The 15,117-nt window shown below is 68.3% G+C and carries 13 protein-coding genes and 1 pseudogene; 6 read left to right on the top strand and 8 right to left on the bottom strand.

Going from position 1 to position 15,117, the window contains the following annotated elements; translation table 11 throughout:
• Positions 1-417 precede the first annotated feature (417 nt).
• Together ACFC96_RS36920 and ACFC96_RS36915 are read right to left on the bottom strand one after the other, a co-directional pair.
• Entirely contained in the window at positions 418-2,091 is a 1,674-nt protein-coding gene (locus tag ACFC96_RS36920; protein WP_376616504.1) for an FAD-dependent monooxygenase, read from the bottom strand.
• Between the two features lie 236 nt (positions 2,092-2,327).
• Entirely contained in the window at positions 2,328-2,720 is a 393-nt protein-coding gene (locus ACFC96_RS36915; protein ID WP_361410265.1) for a DUF2267 domain-containing protein, read from the bottom strand.
• A 312-nt stretch (positions 2,721-3,032) separates the two neighbouring features.
• Here ACFC96_RS36915 and ACFC96_RS36910 point away from each other — a divergent pair, with 312 nt between their 5' ends.
• Positions 3,033-3,455, top strand: a complete 423-nt coding sequence (locus tag ACFC96_RS36910; RefSeq protein WP_376224957.1) for a DUF6003 family protein — start codon at positions 3,033-3,035, stop codon at positions 3,453-3,455.
• Between the two features lie 182 nt (positions 3,456-3,637).
• Positions 3,638-3,997 carry a hypothetical protein gene (locus tag ACFC96_RS36905; RefSeq protein WP_376616503.1) on the top strand — a complete coding sequence of 120 codons (360 nt, stop codon included), beginning with the start codon at positions 3,638-3,640 and terminating at the stop codon, positions 3,995-3,997.
• A 407-nt stretch (positions 3,998-4,404) separates the two neighbouring features.
• Here the strand turns inward: ACFC96_RS36905 and ACFC96_RS36900 are convergent, their stop codons facing one another.
• Positions 4,405-5,898, bottom strand: coding sequence for a diacylglycerol/lipid kinase family protein (locus tag ACFC96_RS36900; RefSeq protein WP_376616501.1), 1,494 nt, complete (start codon positions 5,896-5,898; stop codon positions 4,405-4,407).
• 178 nt (positions 5,899-6,076) lie between these two features.
• Between ACFC96_RS36900 and ACFC96_RS36895 the strand changes: the two genes are divergently transcribed.
• Together ACFC96_RS36895 and ACFC96_RS36890 are read left to right on the top strand one after the other, a co-directional pair.
• Complete coding sequence (locus ACFC96_RS36895) at positions 6,077-6,340, top strand: hypothetical protein (protein WP_376616499.1); 264 nt, start codon at positions 6,077-6,079, stop codon at positions 6,338-6,340.
• Positions 6,341-6,532: 192 nt separating this feature from the next.
• Positions 6,533-7,564: a 7-epi-alpha-eudesmol synthase gene (locus ACFC96_RS36890; RefSeq protein ID WP_340458587.1), complete on the top strand. Its 1,032-nt coding sequence runs from the start codon at positions 6,533-6,535 to the stop codon at positions 7,562-7,564.
• 320 nt (positions 7,565-7,884) lie between these two features.
• Here ACFC96_RS36890 and ACFC96_RS36885 read toward each other — a convergent pair whose 3' ends face one another.
• From ACFC96_RS36885 to ACFC96_RS36865, 5 genes are read right to left on the bottom strand one after another with little or no spacing between them, the layout of a single operon-like run.
• Positions 7,885-9,141 carry a cytochrome P450 gene (locus ACFC96_RS36885; protein ID WP_340458586.1) on the bottom strand — a complete coding sequence of 419 codons (1,257 nt, stop codon included), beginning with the start codon at positions 9,139-9,141 and terminating at the stop codon, positions 7,885-7,887.
• Positions 9,122-9,742: an ATP/GTP-binding protein gene (locus tag ACFC96_RS36880; protein WP_340458585.1), complete on the bottom strand. Its 621-nt coding sequence runs from the start codon at positions 9,740-9,742 to the stop codon at positions 9,122-9,124. Before ACFC96_RS36880 ends, ACFC96_RS36885 begins: the two co-directional genes overlap by 20 nt.
• Positions 9,723-10,094 (bottom strand): DUF742 domain-containing protein, encoded by a 372-nt coding sequence (locus tag ACFC96_RS36875; protein WP_340458584.1) that lies wholly within the window; start codon positions 10,092-10,094, stop codon positions 9,723-9,725. Before ACFC96_RS36875 ends, ACFC96_RS36880 begins: the two co-directional genes overlap by 20 nt.
• A complete protein-coding gene (locus ACFC96_RS36870) occupies positions 10,091-10,498 on the bottom strand; it encodes a roadblock/LC7 domain-containing protein (protein WP_340458583.1) in 408 nt (135 codons plus the stop codon). Before ACFC96_RS36870 ends, ACFC96_RS36875 begins: the two co-directional genes overlap by 4 nt.
• 5 nt (positions 10,499-10,503) lie before the next feature.
• Entirely contained in the window at positions 10,504-12,252 is a 1,749-nt protein-coding gene (locus ACFC96_RS36865; RefSeq protein ID WP_376616497.1) for a sensor histidine kinase, read from the bottom strand.
• A 348-nt stretch (positions 12,253-12,600) separates the two neighbouring features.
• Between ACFC96_RS36865 and ACFC96_RS36860 the strand changes: the two genes are divergently transcribed.
• Both ACFC96_RS36860 and ACFC96_RS36855 read left to right on the top strand, forming a co-directional pair.
• Positions 12,601-14,019 (top strand): cytochrome P450, encoded by a 1,419-nt coding sequence (locus tag ACFC96_RS36860; RefSeq protein ID WP_376616495.1) that lies wholly within the window; start codon positions 12,601-12,603, stop codon positions 14,017-14,019.
• A gap of 55 nt (positions 14,020-14,074) precedes the next feature.
• Positions 14,075-15,006: pseudogene (locus ACFC96_RS36855) on the top strand (IS5 family transposase).
• Positions 15,007-15,117: the final 111 nt, after the last annotated feature.

Here is a 15,117-nt window from a genome sequence, read left to right as displayed (position 1 = left end):
CCTGCGGTACAGGCCACCGCCGAGAGCAGCGCCGCACCGGCCACGACACATGCGAGAAGCCTGTTCATGTTTCCCCCGTCCGCCCATGGCAGTGCCCGGAGAGTAGCGCCGGGGGCCAGTATCTGTCAGCGGTCCGCAGACGCGAGGGCATCATGAGGCGGACGGAGGGGATGTCGGGGGCCTCTAGGACGGAGCAGACCCCCACCAACCACCTCCCCCGAACTTCTCACGTGACAACACCCGCCGACAGGCTGACTGCCTGTAGGCGGGTGTCCCTCACTCTCCCTGTAGGCGGGTGTCCCTCACTCTCCCTGTAGGCGGGTGTCCCTCACTCTCCCTGTAGGCGGGTGTCCCTCACTCTTCGGGGGCGCGCCTGCCGGACCGTCACCGGCGGCGCGCCACCCGCGGCAGCGTGGGTCAGACGAAGGTTCGGCGCAGATGTTCCGTCAGGTGTTCCGGTACGGCTGGGTGGAAGCGTCCGGAGAGGTAGCCGTCCGGGCGGATCAGGATGGCCTCGCCGTCACGGGGCGCATAGGCGTCGCGGAACTCGCCCGCCGCGTCGCGCACCCGTGGCGGGCGCAGGCCGACCGGGCGGGCGTCCTCCGGTACCTCCGCGGCGGTGACCAGATAGGCGTCGAGCAGGCCGTGGGCGGCACGTTGTGCCTCGGCGGCGCAGGCTTCGAGCCGGGCGGCGCCGTCGCCCGATGCGTGTGCCGAGTCCGCGAACAGCAGCAGCACGTGCTTCGGGGTGCGCAGCAGGTCGAACAGCCGTCGCGGGTAGGTGGCGAGATCGCTCAACAGGCCGCGGCAGTCCGGTGCCCTCTCGCCGGGTGCGGGACCGGCCTCGGGTGTGTGGTCCGCCGTCTGCGCTTGGGTCAATGGACTGTCCGGGTAGGTGACCAGCAGCTGGGCCTGGCGCCGCAGCGTCGTCTCGGTGTCGGCGCCGTTGTTGATGGGGCCGGCACCGGCCTTGCGGACGGAACGGGCGTGGCGGACGGTGCGGCCGACCACTTCCTGCGCGACCGGGTGACGTTCGGCGTGATAGCTCTGGAGCACGTCGTCCGTGGCCAGACCGTGGACGGCCAGGGCCAGTTTCCAGGCGAGGTTGTGGGCGTCCTGTACACCGGTGTTCAGACCCTGCCCGCCGATCGGCGGCTGGATGTGCGCGGCGTCCCCGGCGACGAAGACGCGGCCATTGCTGTATCGGTCGACCAGGCGGTGGCTGGTGCGGAAGGCGGACGACCAGCGCAGCGTGGACGCGGTCGTCACCTCCGGGGACAGCCGGTCGAGCACGGCCTGGATCTGGTCGAGGTCCAGTCCCTGACCATCACTCAGGCCCAGGACGGCACCGTCCTGAGTGCTCGAGCCGTCTTGGCCCTCGACTTGGTCGCCGGAGCGCAGCATCGACAGCCAGTACCGCCGAACGCCCGGCATCGGAATGCAGACGAGCATGTCGTCCACCTCGCCGTTCGCGTCCAGCTTCACGGACCGAATGCTGTAACCGGCGGGCAGTTCCCAGTCGACCTCGACGTCGCCGATCATGTACTGCTCGTGGAGGGCGTCGCCCTCAAAGGTCAGCCCGGCCGCCTTGCGGACCAGGCTGTGCGCGCCGTCGCAGCCTACGACGTAGCGGGCGTGCAGACGTTCGATCCGGCCGTCGCCGTGCGCGAGCGTGGCTTCGACCTCGTGCGGGCGCGTCTCCAGCGAGCGGAGCTCGGTCGACCGCTCCACTTCCGTGCCGAATCCCGCAAGGTGCTCGGTGAGCAGCCGCTCGGTCTCGTACTGGGGCAGCGTGGCGAAGGGGTAGGGGACCTCGGGCGGCAACGTGAGCTCGACCCGGGGGCGAGGCTTGCCGTCGATGTAGACCAGCTGCCCCAGGTGTGGCACCGCCTCGTCCAGAGCTTTGCCGACCAGGCCCATGGCGTCCCACACCTCCAGTGTGCGGGGCACGATGCCGATGGCTTTGGCATGGGGCTCCGGGGCGGCCAGCCGATCGACGATGCGGCAGTCCACGCCGTGCCGCCGCAGTTCGGCCGCCGCCGTCAGACCCACTGGGCCCGCGCCCACCACGAGTACGTCGATATCGGCCATGTTCAGGCTCCTTCGTCGTCTGGATTGGTTTCCGAGCCAGTGCGCTTCATCAGATTGCGCTGACGTGAAAGAGTTGACGTTCCCTCGCGGCGCGGAACCGGGGGAATCTATACCCTTCCTTTACCAATGGCCTACCGAGCCAATTGAGATGACTCCGTAATTCCGGGATCGCGGATCGCGTCCGTCCACCGGTGTCCCTGCGTCCGAGGCGCGGCGTGTATGGCGCCATTGACCGTTCACACCGGGTCAGTCCGGCCGAACAGGCCTGCATGCCCCGGCGGGAGCTGGGTGAGGATACGTCGTAGCAGTGCGTCGTCGGCCACATCCGCGACGGTGGTCAGCACCGCGGTGACGGCGCGCCGAGCCTGCCCGACCTCGAGGTCGTCGCGTGCGGCGACCGCTTCGACGAATCCCGACGGCGTGAGAGGTTCGCTGGCAGGTACGACGTCGATGAGCAGCGGGCTGCACGGCAGGGGCAGGAGCTGAGCCAGGTCCGTACGGTCATCGCCCACCAGGTGCGCCCCCAGTACCTCAAGCACGCTCTGCACCACACCGGCCGCCTGCTGCCGTGCCGCGTATCCGCCCCGGTCCTGGACCCGCTCAAGCATCAATTCAACGGTCGTGTCCATAACCGCTCCTTCTCTCAAGTCTCTTTGACTGCGGGAACTCCCGACCCGGCGCCGCGTAGGGTGATTTCCCCAATACCCGGCGTTGAGGCCCATAATCCCTGCTCTCCGCACGGTGTAGTCCAAATGGCTGCCAGGCCGGCCTGAATTCCGCCCCACCTCACCGTCGCTGCTGTGCCGAAATTTGCCGCTCTTCATCCAGAACGCCGTTGTGCTACGGACTGCTGTCACGTTCAAGTCGCGGTTGGGTCTCGTGGCTGCTAAGGAGCGCTAGCATCAGGGCACCGCTGATGTCCGATCGAAAGCGATGCCGAGATGGCTGATGACGCGTACTTGTTCTTGCTCCCCGACGGACATCCGCGGTTGGGGGCGGCTCTTGCCGCCGTAGGCCTTCTGGACTGTGCGGAGACTCCGGCCGTACACGGCTGGCTGCAGGCCCACGACGTGTCAGCGGACTCCGACCAGGTGCGGGTTCTTCCCTCTGAGGCGCACACCCTGATCCCTTCGGACGCAGAGCGCTTGCCGGTTCCGTTGAGCGAGGAAGAGGCGCTGAGGGTCCAGCAGGAGTGCGCGCCCCAGTCCATCACGGACGTAGAGACGGAGCTGCTGGCGTTCCGCGACCTGACGCAGGACTGGCAGGCTCTCGTCCACCGGGCCCTGACTGCCGGCATTCCGGCATCTCGCATCGCTCAACTGACCGGCTTGGATCCGCAGGAAGTCGGCCGACTCAGCGTGTGACGGCAGTACGCAGGAGTGCAGCGATCGGATTTTCTGCGTCCCTGCTGAACAGCAGGTTGAACGGCCCGCAGAGCACCGTCATCGCCACGCCGTGACAGAGGACGGGCAGACCTCGGTCGCTGGCACGCGTCAGTTTGTGTACCGACAGTTCGCCGCAGCGGACAGCGGGCAGGTGTCCAGGCATGAGCCACGTGGATCCCCTGTTGAAGAGGTTGGCCGATCGAGTAGAGAGCGAGGCCCTCACCCTGCCGATCACACTCGTCGTATGCGGCACCACGGTCACCGGAGAGGTGGTACCGCACACCGTCTGGGCCGAGCACATCGCCGAACAACTCGGCGATTCGGCAAGCCGCGCGAGCGCCTTCTCCGCCGATTTCACCTGGGCGACGGAAGTGCCCGAGCAGAACCGCAACTACCTTCATCTGAACGGCGGCAAGGTCGTCAGTGGCGGGGCCGCCTTCCCCGAACACGGCGGACTGTTCCGCATCGGACTCGACGAGGTCAGCGGCTGGTTCCTGGGCGAGATCAAGGTCCACGGCTAGGGAACAGCCCGGTCCACACATCCGGCCCGGCAGGTCAAGACAGCGAGTGGCAGTTGCAGTTGGCCCGAGCCAGGATGCCTCGCGGTCCTGCCGATGACGACGACGTCGGTGTGAAGGATCGTCGGCGGGTACGGGAAGATCTGGACTTGGCTCGACGAACAACGCACGTGCGCACCAAGGCAGTTCGAGTCGGCTTCGCTCGGTGCCGGAGGCGGCAGCGGCAGCGGCAGCCCACGGACCATGGCCGGAGGTACCGGACCCATGGTCTTCGGTGTCTCTCCTGGGCCATCGCCCGCTGTCGCCAGCTCTGACAGACGCGAACGCGCTTACCGGATACACGGGGGGGGCGGCGGGGCGGCGGAATCATCCTGTCGCCCCCGCCGCCCTGTGGGAATTGATGCCTGGTGTCAGCGAAGCCATCGGTCCTGGTCGGCAGGGCGGTACAGGGTGACCGCCTTGGGTATCTTGTCGAGGACCAAGCGCCGGTAGGTGGCGTCCGTGACCTCGCCGTCGTAGGCGAAGTGCGGTTCGCCTTGCAGGACTTCCAGGTCGAGGCGACGTACCTGCGCTGTCGTCAGCACCCGGGAGTTGTGCAGCGTCCCGGTCAGGACGGCGAGGAGCAGCCGTGTGCGGGCCAGCGGCGTACCGGCCTCCACCGCACGGACGTCGAGGAGCCCGTCGTCGAGCTGGGTGCGGTAGGTCGGGGCGAAACCGGCCGGGTGATAGATCCCGTTACCCGCGAAGAGCAGCCATATGCTGCGGGGGCGGCCGTTGATGACCACGGAGAGCGGGGTGCCTGTGGCCAGGACCTTCGCCAGCCCCACGGCCAGAGCGGGCCATTTGCCGATGCGCTTCTCCATGCGTTCCCTGGCATGGACGAGTTCCGAGTACACGCCGATGCTGAACGTGTTGAGGAAGAGCTGCTGTTCTGCACCGCCCGGGAAGACGCCGGCCGGCTCGTCGGGTGAAGCGTTCGGAGCACCCGTCTCGGGGCGCGTGCGGGGGCTCTTGGGTGACGATGCCCGGCCCACGTCGGCGGTGACCGCGTCGCCCGCCTGAATCGCGCGGGCCACGTCTTCCAGTGTCTGATTGCCGAGGTCCACGGCGAAGTGGTTGAACGTGCCGCCAGGGAAGACGGCCAGAGGAACGTGGTGGCGGGCTGCCGTCGCGCTGCCCGCGTTGACGGTGCCGTCCCCGCCGCAAACGCCCAGCGCACCGCCGTCGGCCACGGCGCGCCTCGCTGCCTCGTCGAGCAGCGCGATGAGGTCGTCACCCGGCTCGAACACGGTGATCGCGGCCTCGGGAAGCAGGGTGCGCAGGGTCTCGGCGGTGTCCTGGTTCCAGGAGATACCGGACGACGGATTGACCACCAGATGCAGACCCTTGCCGGCTGCGAGCGCCGGAGCGGGCCTGCGGGGAGGGGCTGCGGCTGCCGCGGCCTCCGGCTTCACGGGCCACCAGCGGCAGGTGAGCAGTGCGGCACCCATGCCCACGATGGCGCCGATAGCCGCGCGGCCTCGGTGGTCGATGCCTGCACGGCCGCGTACGTAGGCCAGTCCTGAGGCGAAGGGCAGCACGGCGAGCCCGTAGCGGGGCGACTCCAGGAGCACCCCGGAGGCGAAAGCGGCGGCCGAAGTCGTCGGACTCGAGGGCAGGGAAACGGTCTTCGGGCGGGGAACCACCCCGGCGAGCGCGTCCAGTGCCGGGCGCGTGCTTCGGGCGGCCGGTTCGGCCAGCGCGCGATCGATGGCCGTGACGATCGCCACGGAGCCGATGCCGCGCAGCGCGGCTCTGCGGGCGTTCCTGCCGCCCGACATACCGAGTACGGTTGCGGCGGCCAGCCACACCGCATCGTGCCCGGCGACGCTGCGCAGCAGGTCTGTCGCCGAACTCCCCCTCACGGAACGACTCCTGGCGAGGGCCCCGGGCAACCGGGGTCCCGTTCCGGGTATCTTCCACAGCCGTCCAGGTCGCTTCATGCGCTCGCTACACCTCTGCACCTAGGGTCCGCTGCGCGCGACCGGACCGGACCGCAGCGCCGCATCACCCTATCGGCGACTGGCTCGACCGTCCGACGAGATGGTTGACGAGATGGTTCAGGTCCATGAAGCCGTACCGGTGCGGTACGCGGATACCGGGCACGTGCTGCCGTTCTTCGCCGGGATCCGCATCACGTCCCGGCTGTGGCTGTGGCTGTGGCTGTGGCTGTGGCTGTCGGCGTGGCTGTGGGCGTTCGTCTTGGAGCGGCGCACGGTGACTTCCGGGCCGGCCCACGGTGCCTCGGTGTATCGGTGGCCTCGCGGAGGCCGGTGCGCCGGTGCGAGGAGCGGCCGCTCCCTCTGAGGGCGACAGAGTTGAGGCGATGTCACAACCGCATCATGCGTTGCATAGATCGTTTAGGCTCTGGGCAGTCTCGGAGCGCACTTGAGTCGTCAACTATCGACTCACTTTGAGCAGTTCGAGTCAGCGGGCGTCGACAACGATCGCCTGTTCGCAGGGGCGGGGGCCTGTAATTCGTCTCAAGAAAGGACGCGCATGCCACAGGACGTCACGTTCGAGCTCCCGTTCAAGACCCCGGTCAGCGAGCACTTGGAGTACGCCCGCGAGCGTCATCTGCGCTGGGTCTGGGACATGGGGCTTGTGCGCAGCCAGGCGGGATTCGAGGAGTACCAGTCCTGGGACCTCCCCCAGGCTGCCGCGCGTACCTACCCGCATGCCTCGCCTGAGGACATGGTCGTCCTGATGAACTGGTTCTCGCTGGCCTTCCTGTTCGACGACCAGTTTGACGCCGGGAGGCCGGATCGCGCAGATCGCATAGCGGAGGTCGCGCGGGAGCTGATCGCCACTCCGCTGCGCCCCGCTGGGACCGCCCCTCGCGTGGTGTGCCCGATCACCGTCGCCTGGTCCGAGGTCTGGTCCCGGCTCTCGGATGGCATGTCCCTGACGTGGAGGACGCGCTTCGCCGCTTCCTGGGGACGTTTCCTGGTGGCACACACCGAGGAGGTAGACCTGGCGGCGCGGGGTCTGGCGGGCAAACTCGGCGTTGAGGAGTACGCGGAGTTCCGGCGCCGTACGGTGGGCATCCACCACAGCATCGACGCCGGGGAGCGCAGCCGTGGCTTCGAGGTGCCGCCGCAGGTGCAGGCCCACCCGCTCATGGTGCGGATGCGCGATCTCGCCGCGGACACCATCGGGTTCATGAATGACATCCACTCCTTCGAACGCGAGCGGCGCCGAGGAGACGGTCACAACCTGATAGCCGTGCTGCACCGCGAACGCGGGTGCAGCTGGGAAGAGGCCGCCGCGGAGGCGTACCGGATGACCACCGACTGCCTGGACGAGTACCTCGAACTCGAGGCACGTGTACCGCGGATGTGTGACGAACTCGGTCTCACGCCCGAGCAGCGCGACCACGTGCAGATGGGCGTGGAGGCCATCCAGCACTGGATCAACGGCAACTACGAGTGGGCCCTCATCTCGGGCCGGTACACCGCGTCGAAGGAAGGGCCTGCGGCTCTTGCCGAGCTGTCGGGCAAGGGATCGCTGGACGATCTCCTCGCGGTGTGACACACCGCTTCTGCCCGGCTCGAGGATCCCGCCGGGCAGAAGCCCGCACCGAGCACGCTGACCACCGCCGCCCTGGTGCCACCATCGCGGGCATGGACGAGAGCGCCAGGGTTCTGAGGCGGGAGTTCGGGGCGGCGGAGACCGACGTGTGAAGAGTCCTGAATACGTGGTGAGCCTCCCCCGCCCCGGGCGCATTCAATGGCCGCGAGCCGGCTCTTCAGCCGTTGGCCGGGGCCGTTGAGGGGTTGGCGTCCCGGTGGGGCACGTTCACCGTGCGCCGGCGAAAGGGGAGCCACGCTCTGCGTGGCTCCCCCATGTGCTCACGCCCTGGTGGTGTGCGCCGTGAACTCCACGGGCAAGGCGTCCAGGCGTGCCTCCCACGTGGAGGCCGTCGAGGTGAGTTCATCTGCCGGCACGGCCAGGCGCAGGCCCGGCAGCCGGTGCAGGAGGACGTCGACGGCGGTCTCGATGATGGCCTGGCCGATGTTCTGGCCGGGGCACTCGTGCGGGCCGCCGCTGAACGCCAGGTGCGACTGGTTGCCCTGAAGTGCGACGCCGTCGTCGGGACGGATCTCGGGATCGAGATTTCCCGCGGTGAGCCCGAGCACCAGGAGGTCACCCTCCTTGACGTTCTGGCCGCCCAGTTCCAGGTCGGTGGTGGCGAAGCGTCCAGGCAGGACGGCCAGCGGCGGCGTGTTCCACATGACCTCCTCGACGACCGTGGAGACGCTGAGCTGTCCGCTCACGAGGCCGGCGAGGCGGGAGGCTTCGGTGAGGATGAGCTGGAGCACCCGGGCCAGCAGGTTGCTGGTGGTGGTGTGGGCGGTGATCAGCACCAGGCGCAGGTGGCTGAGGATCTCGTCCTCGTCGAGGTTCGCGTGATGTCCGAGGAGCCCTGTCGTGAAGTCGGCGCCGGGCTCGTCACGCTTGCGCGACGCGAGGTCCGCGAGGATCTCCATGATGCGGCCGTCGTGGGCGACGGCGTCTTCGCCCTTGATGAGCTTGGCGCAGGACACGGCGAGGTTGCGTCCCTCGGCCGCGGGGAGCCCGAACAGCCTGGTCAGGACGAGCATCGGCAGGTACTCGGCGTAGTCGCTCACGAGGTCGGCGCTGCCCGCTTCGGCGAAGGCGTCGATCTGCTTGTTGGCGAAGTGCGTGACATGGCGCCGGATGCCGCGCCCGGCGACGGTTTGCAGGCCGTCGGTCACCGCACCGCGCAGCCTGCGGTGGGGCTCGCCGTCCTGCGATACGCAGTCGGGGCGCCAGCCGAGCATCGGGATCAGCGGTGAGGTGGCTTCGATCCGGCCCTCGTTCCAGTCCCGCCAGATCCGCGAGTCGCGGCCGAACTGGCGGGGGTTGTCCAGCACCCGCCGGTTCTCCCGGTATCCGAGGACGAGCCAGGCCGGGATGTCGCCGTCCAGAAGGACCGGCGCCACCGTCCCGTGTTCCTTGCGCAGGCGCGCGTAGATGCCGTGCGGATCGAGCGCGGCCTGCGGCCCGTACAGCCGGGTGGGGTCGCCGCCGTCGCCGTGTGCGACGGGGCATCCGATAGAGGTGTCAGGACGCTGGTCGTTCACCGGGACTCCAACTTGCGACGACAGGGCGTTCCTTGAGGTGACGTATCAGCGCGATGAGGACGTCACGGCTGGATGCGCGATCGCGTGCGTCGCATGCCACGACCGGGGTGTGCGGGGAGATGTCGAGGGCTTCGCGGATCTCTTCGACGGGGTAGCTCTCGGAGTCGGGGAAGACGTTGAGCGCGATGACGAAGGGGACGTCTTGCCGCTCCATCTCCTCGATGGCGCGGAAGCTGGAGTCCAGTCGTCGGGTGTCCACGAGGACCACTGCGCCGAGGGCGCCCTTGAAGAGGCCGTTCCAGAGGAACCAGAACCGCTCCTGGCCGGGCGTGCCGAAGAGGTAGAGGACGAGTTCATCGTTGATTCCGATCTTGCCGAAGTCCAGGCTGACGGTGGTTTCCGTCTTGTCCGCCACGCCGATCAGGTTGTCGACGCCGGCGCTGGCCTGGGTCAGCGTCGCCTCTGTGGTCAGCGGCTTGATGTCGCTGAGCACGCCCACCATGGTGGTTTTGCCGGTGCCGAAGCCGCCGGCGATCATCACCTTCAGCGAGTCGATGCCCCCGGTCTTCTGGCCGGGTTGGTCAAAGCTTTTGGAGTGCACTCAAAACCTCCTCGAGGAGCGCGTGGTTGGGCCCGCTGCCCGCGCTTGACGCCGGGATGGGGTTACGGGCCTCCACACGGCCTGCGTCCAGCAGATCGGCGAGGAACACCGCGACAATGTGGAAGGGCAGGCCGAGGTGGGCGCCGATTTCGGCCACTGCCAGCGGATCGCGGCAGCGCCGGATGATCTCCTCGTGCTCGTGCTGCATGCCGGGTACGGCCGCGGCGCGGGAGACGATGAGGGTGGCGACGTCGAGGCCTGCGGCCGAGCCGTCCGGTCCGCTGCGGCCGCCTGTGAGGACGTAGTAGCGCTCGAGACCGGACGGGTCCGTGGGCGGGCGGGGAGAACTCATCCAGAATTCTCGTCCAGGCGCGGAGTTGTGCCCAGGAGCTCACCCATCCTGCGGGCCAAGTCCCTCATCTGGTGGCCCAAGAGACCTTGGTCGAGGCCTTCCTTGGCCAGCACTCCGAGGTAGGTCTCCACGCCGGCCCTCACCACGAAGAGGTGACCTCCGTCGACCTCGATCATGGCGAGCCGCAGCTGGCCGTTCTTCGGGAATTTCGCGGCCACCGGCTGGGCGAGTGCCTGCAGGCCCGCGACGACGGCCGCGAAACGGTCCACGTCATCGGGGTCCTCGGCACCGTAGGACGTGATGGCCTTGCCATCACTCGATGCCACCAGGGCAAATCGGATCTCCGGGATGCTCTCCGTCAGGTCACGGAGCGCCCAGCTCACGTCGGTTCCCTGTTGAGTCATGTGGACTAGTCGCTCTCTTCTGTGCGGTCGGACTTGCGTCCGGCAGTCTCGCCGCTGCCTGCTGCGTCGTTGTCCGCGGTCGTCTCACCGGGCAGGTCGCTCAGCCCGCCTGCCGTGGCGAAGGCGGCGAGGCCCGCGAAGGACTCCGGCGACGGGACGGCGCCCGCGGCTTCGTCGGGACGCTCGGCGCGCACGGAGGACCGCTCCGGTGCGTCCTGGCGCGGTCCGGTCCCGTTCTGCTCCGGCGCATCACGCCACTTGGCCCTGCGCTTGGGCAGGCCGCCGGGCGTGGTTTCCTGGGCCTTGGCGGTCCGTGCGGAGGCGACCGGGACGGATGCGGTGCTCGGCTCCACGGCGGCGCTCCGGGAGGCGGGCTCGGTGACGGCAGTGGGAAGGGCGCTGAAGTACTTGCCGGGGACCACGACGACCACCGATGTTCCGAGCCAGGGAGAGTCTGCGAGGGTGACCCGGATGCCGTAGCGGCGTGCCAGGATGCCCACCGTGCGCAGGCCCAGGTTCGCACCTTCCGAGATGCCTCCGAGGCCGGGGCCCGCCGCGGTGCCCGCGAGAGCCTGTTCCGCTTCGCGCTTCTTCTCCTCGCTCAGGCCCTTGCCGACGTCCTGGATTTCGATGCCGACGCCGTTGGGGACTTCCCTGCCGGAGACGACCACCGGCTCGGACGGCGGCGAGTAGCGGGCAGCGTTGTCCAGAAGGTGGCCGAAGATCGTCGTGAGGTCGTCCACCAGCCCGCCGTCGACGCCGAGTTCGGGCAGGGCGCCGACCTTGACGCGGCCGAAGTCGTTGATCTGGCCGATGCCGCCGCGCACCACGCGGAGCAGGTTCTGCGGCTCCTGCCACTGCCGTCCGGGACGGACCGAGCCACCGAGCACACTGATGCTGGTGGCGAGCAGTACAGCAGGGCCAAGACGTGCGTCCAAGAACATGAAGGCTTCGCGCAGGGCAGGCAGCCGTCCGTGTTCCGTCTGCAGTTCGTGCAGGCGTCCGCGCAGGCCACCGATGAGGACCTGGAGGCGGCTGCCGATGCTGACAACAGCGTGCTCGGCCGACGTCGCGCGGTCGAGCTCTTCCTCCACGCCGATCAGCGCGGTCCTGAGGACCTTGCGCACCTCGGCCCGCAGCTCGGGCGAGGCGTCCGGCTCTTCGACCTCGGCCAGGACGTCGTCGATGGCGTCACCGGCCCGCAACCGCTCGAGCGCCTGCGGCAGATGTACGCCGGCGAGGCGCGCGATGACGGCCAGCTGCAGGGCTACCTGCTCCTGCCGGCCCTCGACTTCAGCGCTCAGCTTCCCTTCATGGGCCTGTGCGGCTTCAGCCAACTGCGCTTCATAGGCCTGCGCGGCTTCAGCCGACTTCGCTTCATGGGCCTGGGCGGCTTCAGTCAGCTGGCCCTCCAGAGCGGAGCGCTGGCCCGCGAACTCCTCCTTCATGCCCGCCACATACTGCTCCCACTGCTGTTGCTGGAGCTGGGCCTGCCGCCCCTGCTCAGCCTGTGCGGTGGCAACGTCGGCGGTGGCTCGGCGCAGTTTGGCCTGGGCGCGGAGGAGTATTCGTACGCAGGCGCCACTGGCCACGGTGGCCGCGGCGCCGGCAAACGTGGCCGGTATCTGAACCTGGTCGGGGCCCGCAACAGCGGTGGCGACCGTTCCAGCACCGAAAGCCAGAGGCATGAGCCACCAGCCGTTCCAGGCAACGGGTGCCCGCGCCGTCTCCGGGGGCGGAGTGGCATGTTCCATCTGCATCCTTCGCAAGCAACACGATCGGACAGGGGGTGTGTGCGCCGCATACGTCAGGGAACGCAGGGCGAGGCTGGCGAGCGTGTGTCGTCAACTCGCAGCGCCGGAAGGGAGCTTATCGGTTGTCAGATCGAAAGGATCAATTCCCCTACCCGTACCGACGGGTATTCGGTCACGTTCGGACAGGACCGCTCACGTCGACAAATCCCCACACTGACAGCGCAGTTGCCAATGCAGTTCGAAAGCCGAGCGGTCGGAAGTGATCAGACCGGTGGAGTCAGCAGCGATCAACAGGGGCATGCATGCCACGCTCGGCCCTACTCGGAATGATCTTGAGGAGACGTACGCATGAGCCCTCTGTCGGGGTCCCCCACCGCGGCACCCACCGCGCCCGGCCGCTTGCCGCTGATCGGACACGCCCACCAGCTGGCCCGGCGCCCGCTGGACTTCATGGATTCCCTGCGCCGCCAGGGCCGCGTCGTACGGATCCTCCTCGGACCCACTCCCGCCTACGTGGTGACCGACCCCGCCGTCACCCGCACCGTATTGGTCACGGACGTCGACGCCTTCGCCAAGGGCGGGAAAATCATCGACGCCCTGCGGGTCTTCTTCGGCGACGGCCTCGCCACCATCGCCGACGGCGACCTGCACATGAAACACCGACGGCTCATACAGCCGATGTTCAACCGGGCGCACATAGCAACCCGCGGTGACGTCATGATCGACCATGTGCGGACGGCCACCGCCGCCTGGACGCCCGGGGGCGCGCGCGACACCTACGCCGACATGAACGATCTCACCCTCTCGACCTTCCTGGTCGCCCTCTTCGGCTCGGGTCTGCCCACCCATGTCCAGGCCGAGTTCACCGGTCTGATGCCGGCGATCATGCGCGGCACGATCCGGCAGACCATCCTCCCGGGCTGGGTGACACGGCTGCCGTTGCCGGCGAACCGCGCGCACGCCCACCGTGTAGCGCGCCTGCGGGCATTGATCGACCAGGCAATCGACCACCACCGCGCGCAGCTGTCCGCCTCCGGACCGGCCGACGCAGAGGCGCCCGCCGCCTGCCCCGCACATCAGTCGGCGGAAGAGGCCCCCGGGGGCGGGCTGTTCTCCACCCTGCTCACCGCCGATGACCCCGTGACCGGCCCGCTCTCGCATCAGCAGCTCCAGGACGAGGCGATCACCCTGCTGACAGGTGCCATCGAGACCACGGGCACGACCCTGGCATGGACGCTGTACGAGATCAGCAGGAACCCGGACATCGAGAAGCGGCTGCACGCAGAGCTCGAAGCGGCCTGCGGCGACCGGCCGCTCACCCAGCAGGACCTGACCTCCCTCCCCTACATGCGCCGCGTGTTGAAAGAGGCCATGCGCATGTACGGCCCCGCATGGCTGGTCACGCGCACCACCACACGACCGGTCACACTGGACGGCCACCCGATACCCAAGGGCGCGGACGTCGTCTACAGCCCGTACATCCACCAGCACGACCCCGAGGTCTACGGCGACCCGGGTATCTTCGACCCGGACCGCTGGGAACCCGAGCGGGCAAAGGGCGTCGGCCGTTCCTCATTCCTTGCCTTCGGCGACGGGCGCCGCAAGTGCATCGGCGAAGAATTCGCCTGGACAGAACTCCTCATCATCCTCGCCACCGTGCTCCAGAGCTGGCGACTGAACCTCGCCTCGGCTCCCCCGCGCCCGCAGGCCATCGTGACGGTCAAGCCGGACAACCTGTCGATGACGCCACACCCGCGCGCGGCCTAGGCGCTGTTTCTCGGATCTCCTGACATGAGTGGGGGGTTGGAGCCAGGCTGGCGGTATGGGCCGTGGAGATCTGACGAACGCGGAGTGGGATCGGCTGGAGTCGTTCTTACCTCGTGGTGGTACTCGTGGGGGCCGGTGGAGCGATCACCGTCGGGTGATCAACGGGGTCCTCTACCGGGTGAGGACGGGTGTGCAGTGGCGGGACCTGCCGGAGCGGTTCGGGCCGTGGGAGACCGTCTATAAACGGCATCGCCGCTGGTCAGCTGATGGAACGTGGGCGATGTTGCTGTCGAGGGTTCAGGCCGCTGAGGACCACGCGGGTCGGATCGACTGGGATGTGTCGGTGGACTCAACCGCGGTGCGGGCCCACCAACACGCCGCCGGTGCCAGGAAAGCGCCGCCGGCCGCGGTGGTTCAAAAGGGGGCCGCCCAGGGGACGAACCAGGCCGATCCGGTGCTGCGGAAACTGGTCGTTCGGCTGGCGGAGGTGGTCAGATCGGCGAATGCCTGGGCCGCTCCCGCGGAGGATTCACCACCAAAATCCACCTCGCCGCCGAGGGGCGATGCCGGCCCCTCGCCCTCGCCCTGACACCCGGACACTACGGAGACGGCCCCCAGTTCGAGCGTGTGTTGGAGCAGATCTCCGTGCCCCGCACCGGAGTCGGACGACCGCGCACCCGCCCCGACCATGTCTTGGCAGACAAGGCCTACACATCCCGGAGCAACCGCGGCTACCTGCGACGACGCGGAATCCGGCACACCATCCCCGAACGTCTCGACCAGCAACAACACCGCCGCAACCGCGGCTCCCGAGGCGGTCGGCCTACCGGGTTCGACGGCGAGCGCTACAAGAAACGCAACACCGTCGAACGCGCCATCAACCGGTTGAAGGGCTTCCGAGCCGTCGCCACCCGCTACGAGAAACGGGCCTACATCTACCTCGGCACCGTCACACTCGCAGCACTCCTAATCTGGCTCCGCACATGATCCGAGAAACAGTGCCTAGTACTGCAACGGTCTTTGGCGTGACTGGTTGCCAGGGTGGTCGTTGCTCTGGCTATGGGTGGGGTGTTGGGTGATGTGAGGACGTGGGCGTCG

The organism is Streptomyces sp. NPDC055955 (assembly GCF_042270245.1).
GTDB lineage: Bacteria > Actinomycetota > Actinomycetes > Streptomycetales > Streptomycetaceae > Streptomyces.
This window is presented reverse-complemented; position numbering and strand designations above follow the sequence as displayed.

Bases quoted from the DNA above. Each gene is read 5' to 3' on its own strand.
- ACFC96_RS36920 (WP_376616504.1), bottom strand. From the start codon at position 2,091: ATGGCCGATATCGACGTACTCGTGGTGGGCGCGGGCCCAGTGGGTCTG.
- ACFC96_RS36915 (WP_361410265.1), bottom strand. From the start codon at position 2,720: ATGGACACGACCGTTGAATTGATGCTTGAGCGGGTCCAGGACCGGGGC.
- ACFC96_RS36910 (WP_376224957.1), top strand. From the start codon at position 3,033: ATGGCTGATGACGCGTACTTGTTCTTGCTCCCCGACGGACATCCGCGG.
- ACFC96_RS36905 (WP_376616503.1), top strand. From the start codon at position 3,638: ATGAGCCACGTGGATCCCCTGTTGAAGAGGTTGGCCGATCGAGTAGAG.
- ACFC96_RS36895 (WP_376616499.1), top strand. From the start codon at position 6,077: ATGGTTGACGAGATGGTTCAGGTCCATGAAGCCGTACCGGTGCGGTAC.
- ACFC96_RS36890 (WP_340458587.1), top strand. From the start codon at position 6,533: ATGCCACAGGACGTCACGTTCGAGCTCCCGTTCAAGACCCCGGTCAGC.
- ACFC96_RS36875 (WP_340458584.1), bottom strand. From the start codon at position 10,094: ATGAGTTCTCCCCGCCCGCCCACGGACCCGTCCGGTCTCGAGCGCTAC.
- ACFC96_RS36870 (WP_340458583.1), bottom strand. From the start codon at position 10,498: ATGACTCAACAGGGAACCGACGTGAGCTGGGCGCTCCGTGACCTGACG.
- ACFC96_RS36865 (WP_376616497.1), bottom strand. From the start codon at position 12,252: ATGGAACATGCCACTCCGCCCCCGGAGACGGCGCGGGCACCCGTTGCC.
- ACFC96_RS36860 (WP_376616495.1), top strand. From the start codon at position 12,601: ATGAGCCCTCTGTCGGGGTCCCCCACCGCGGCACCCACCGCGCCCGGC.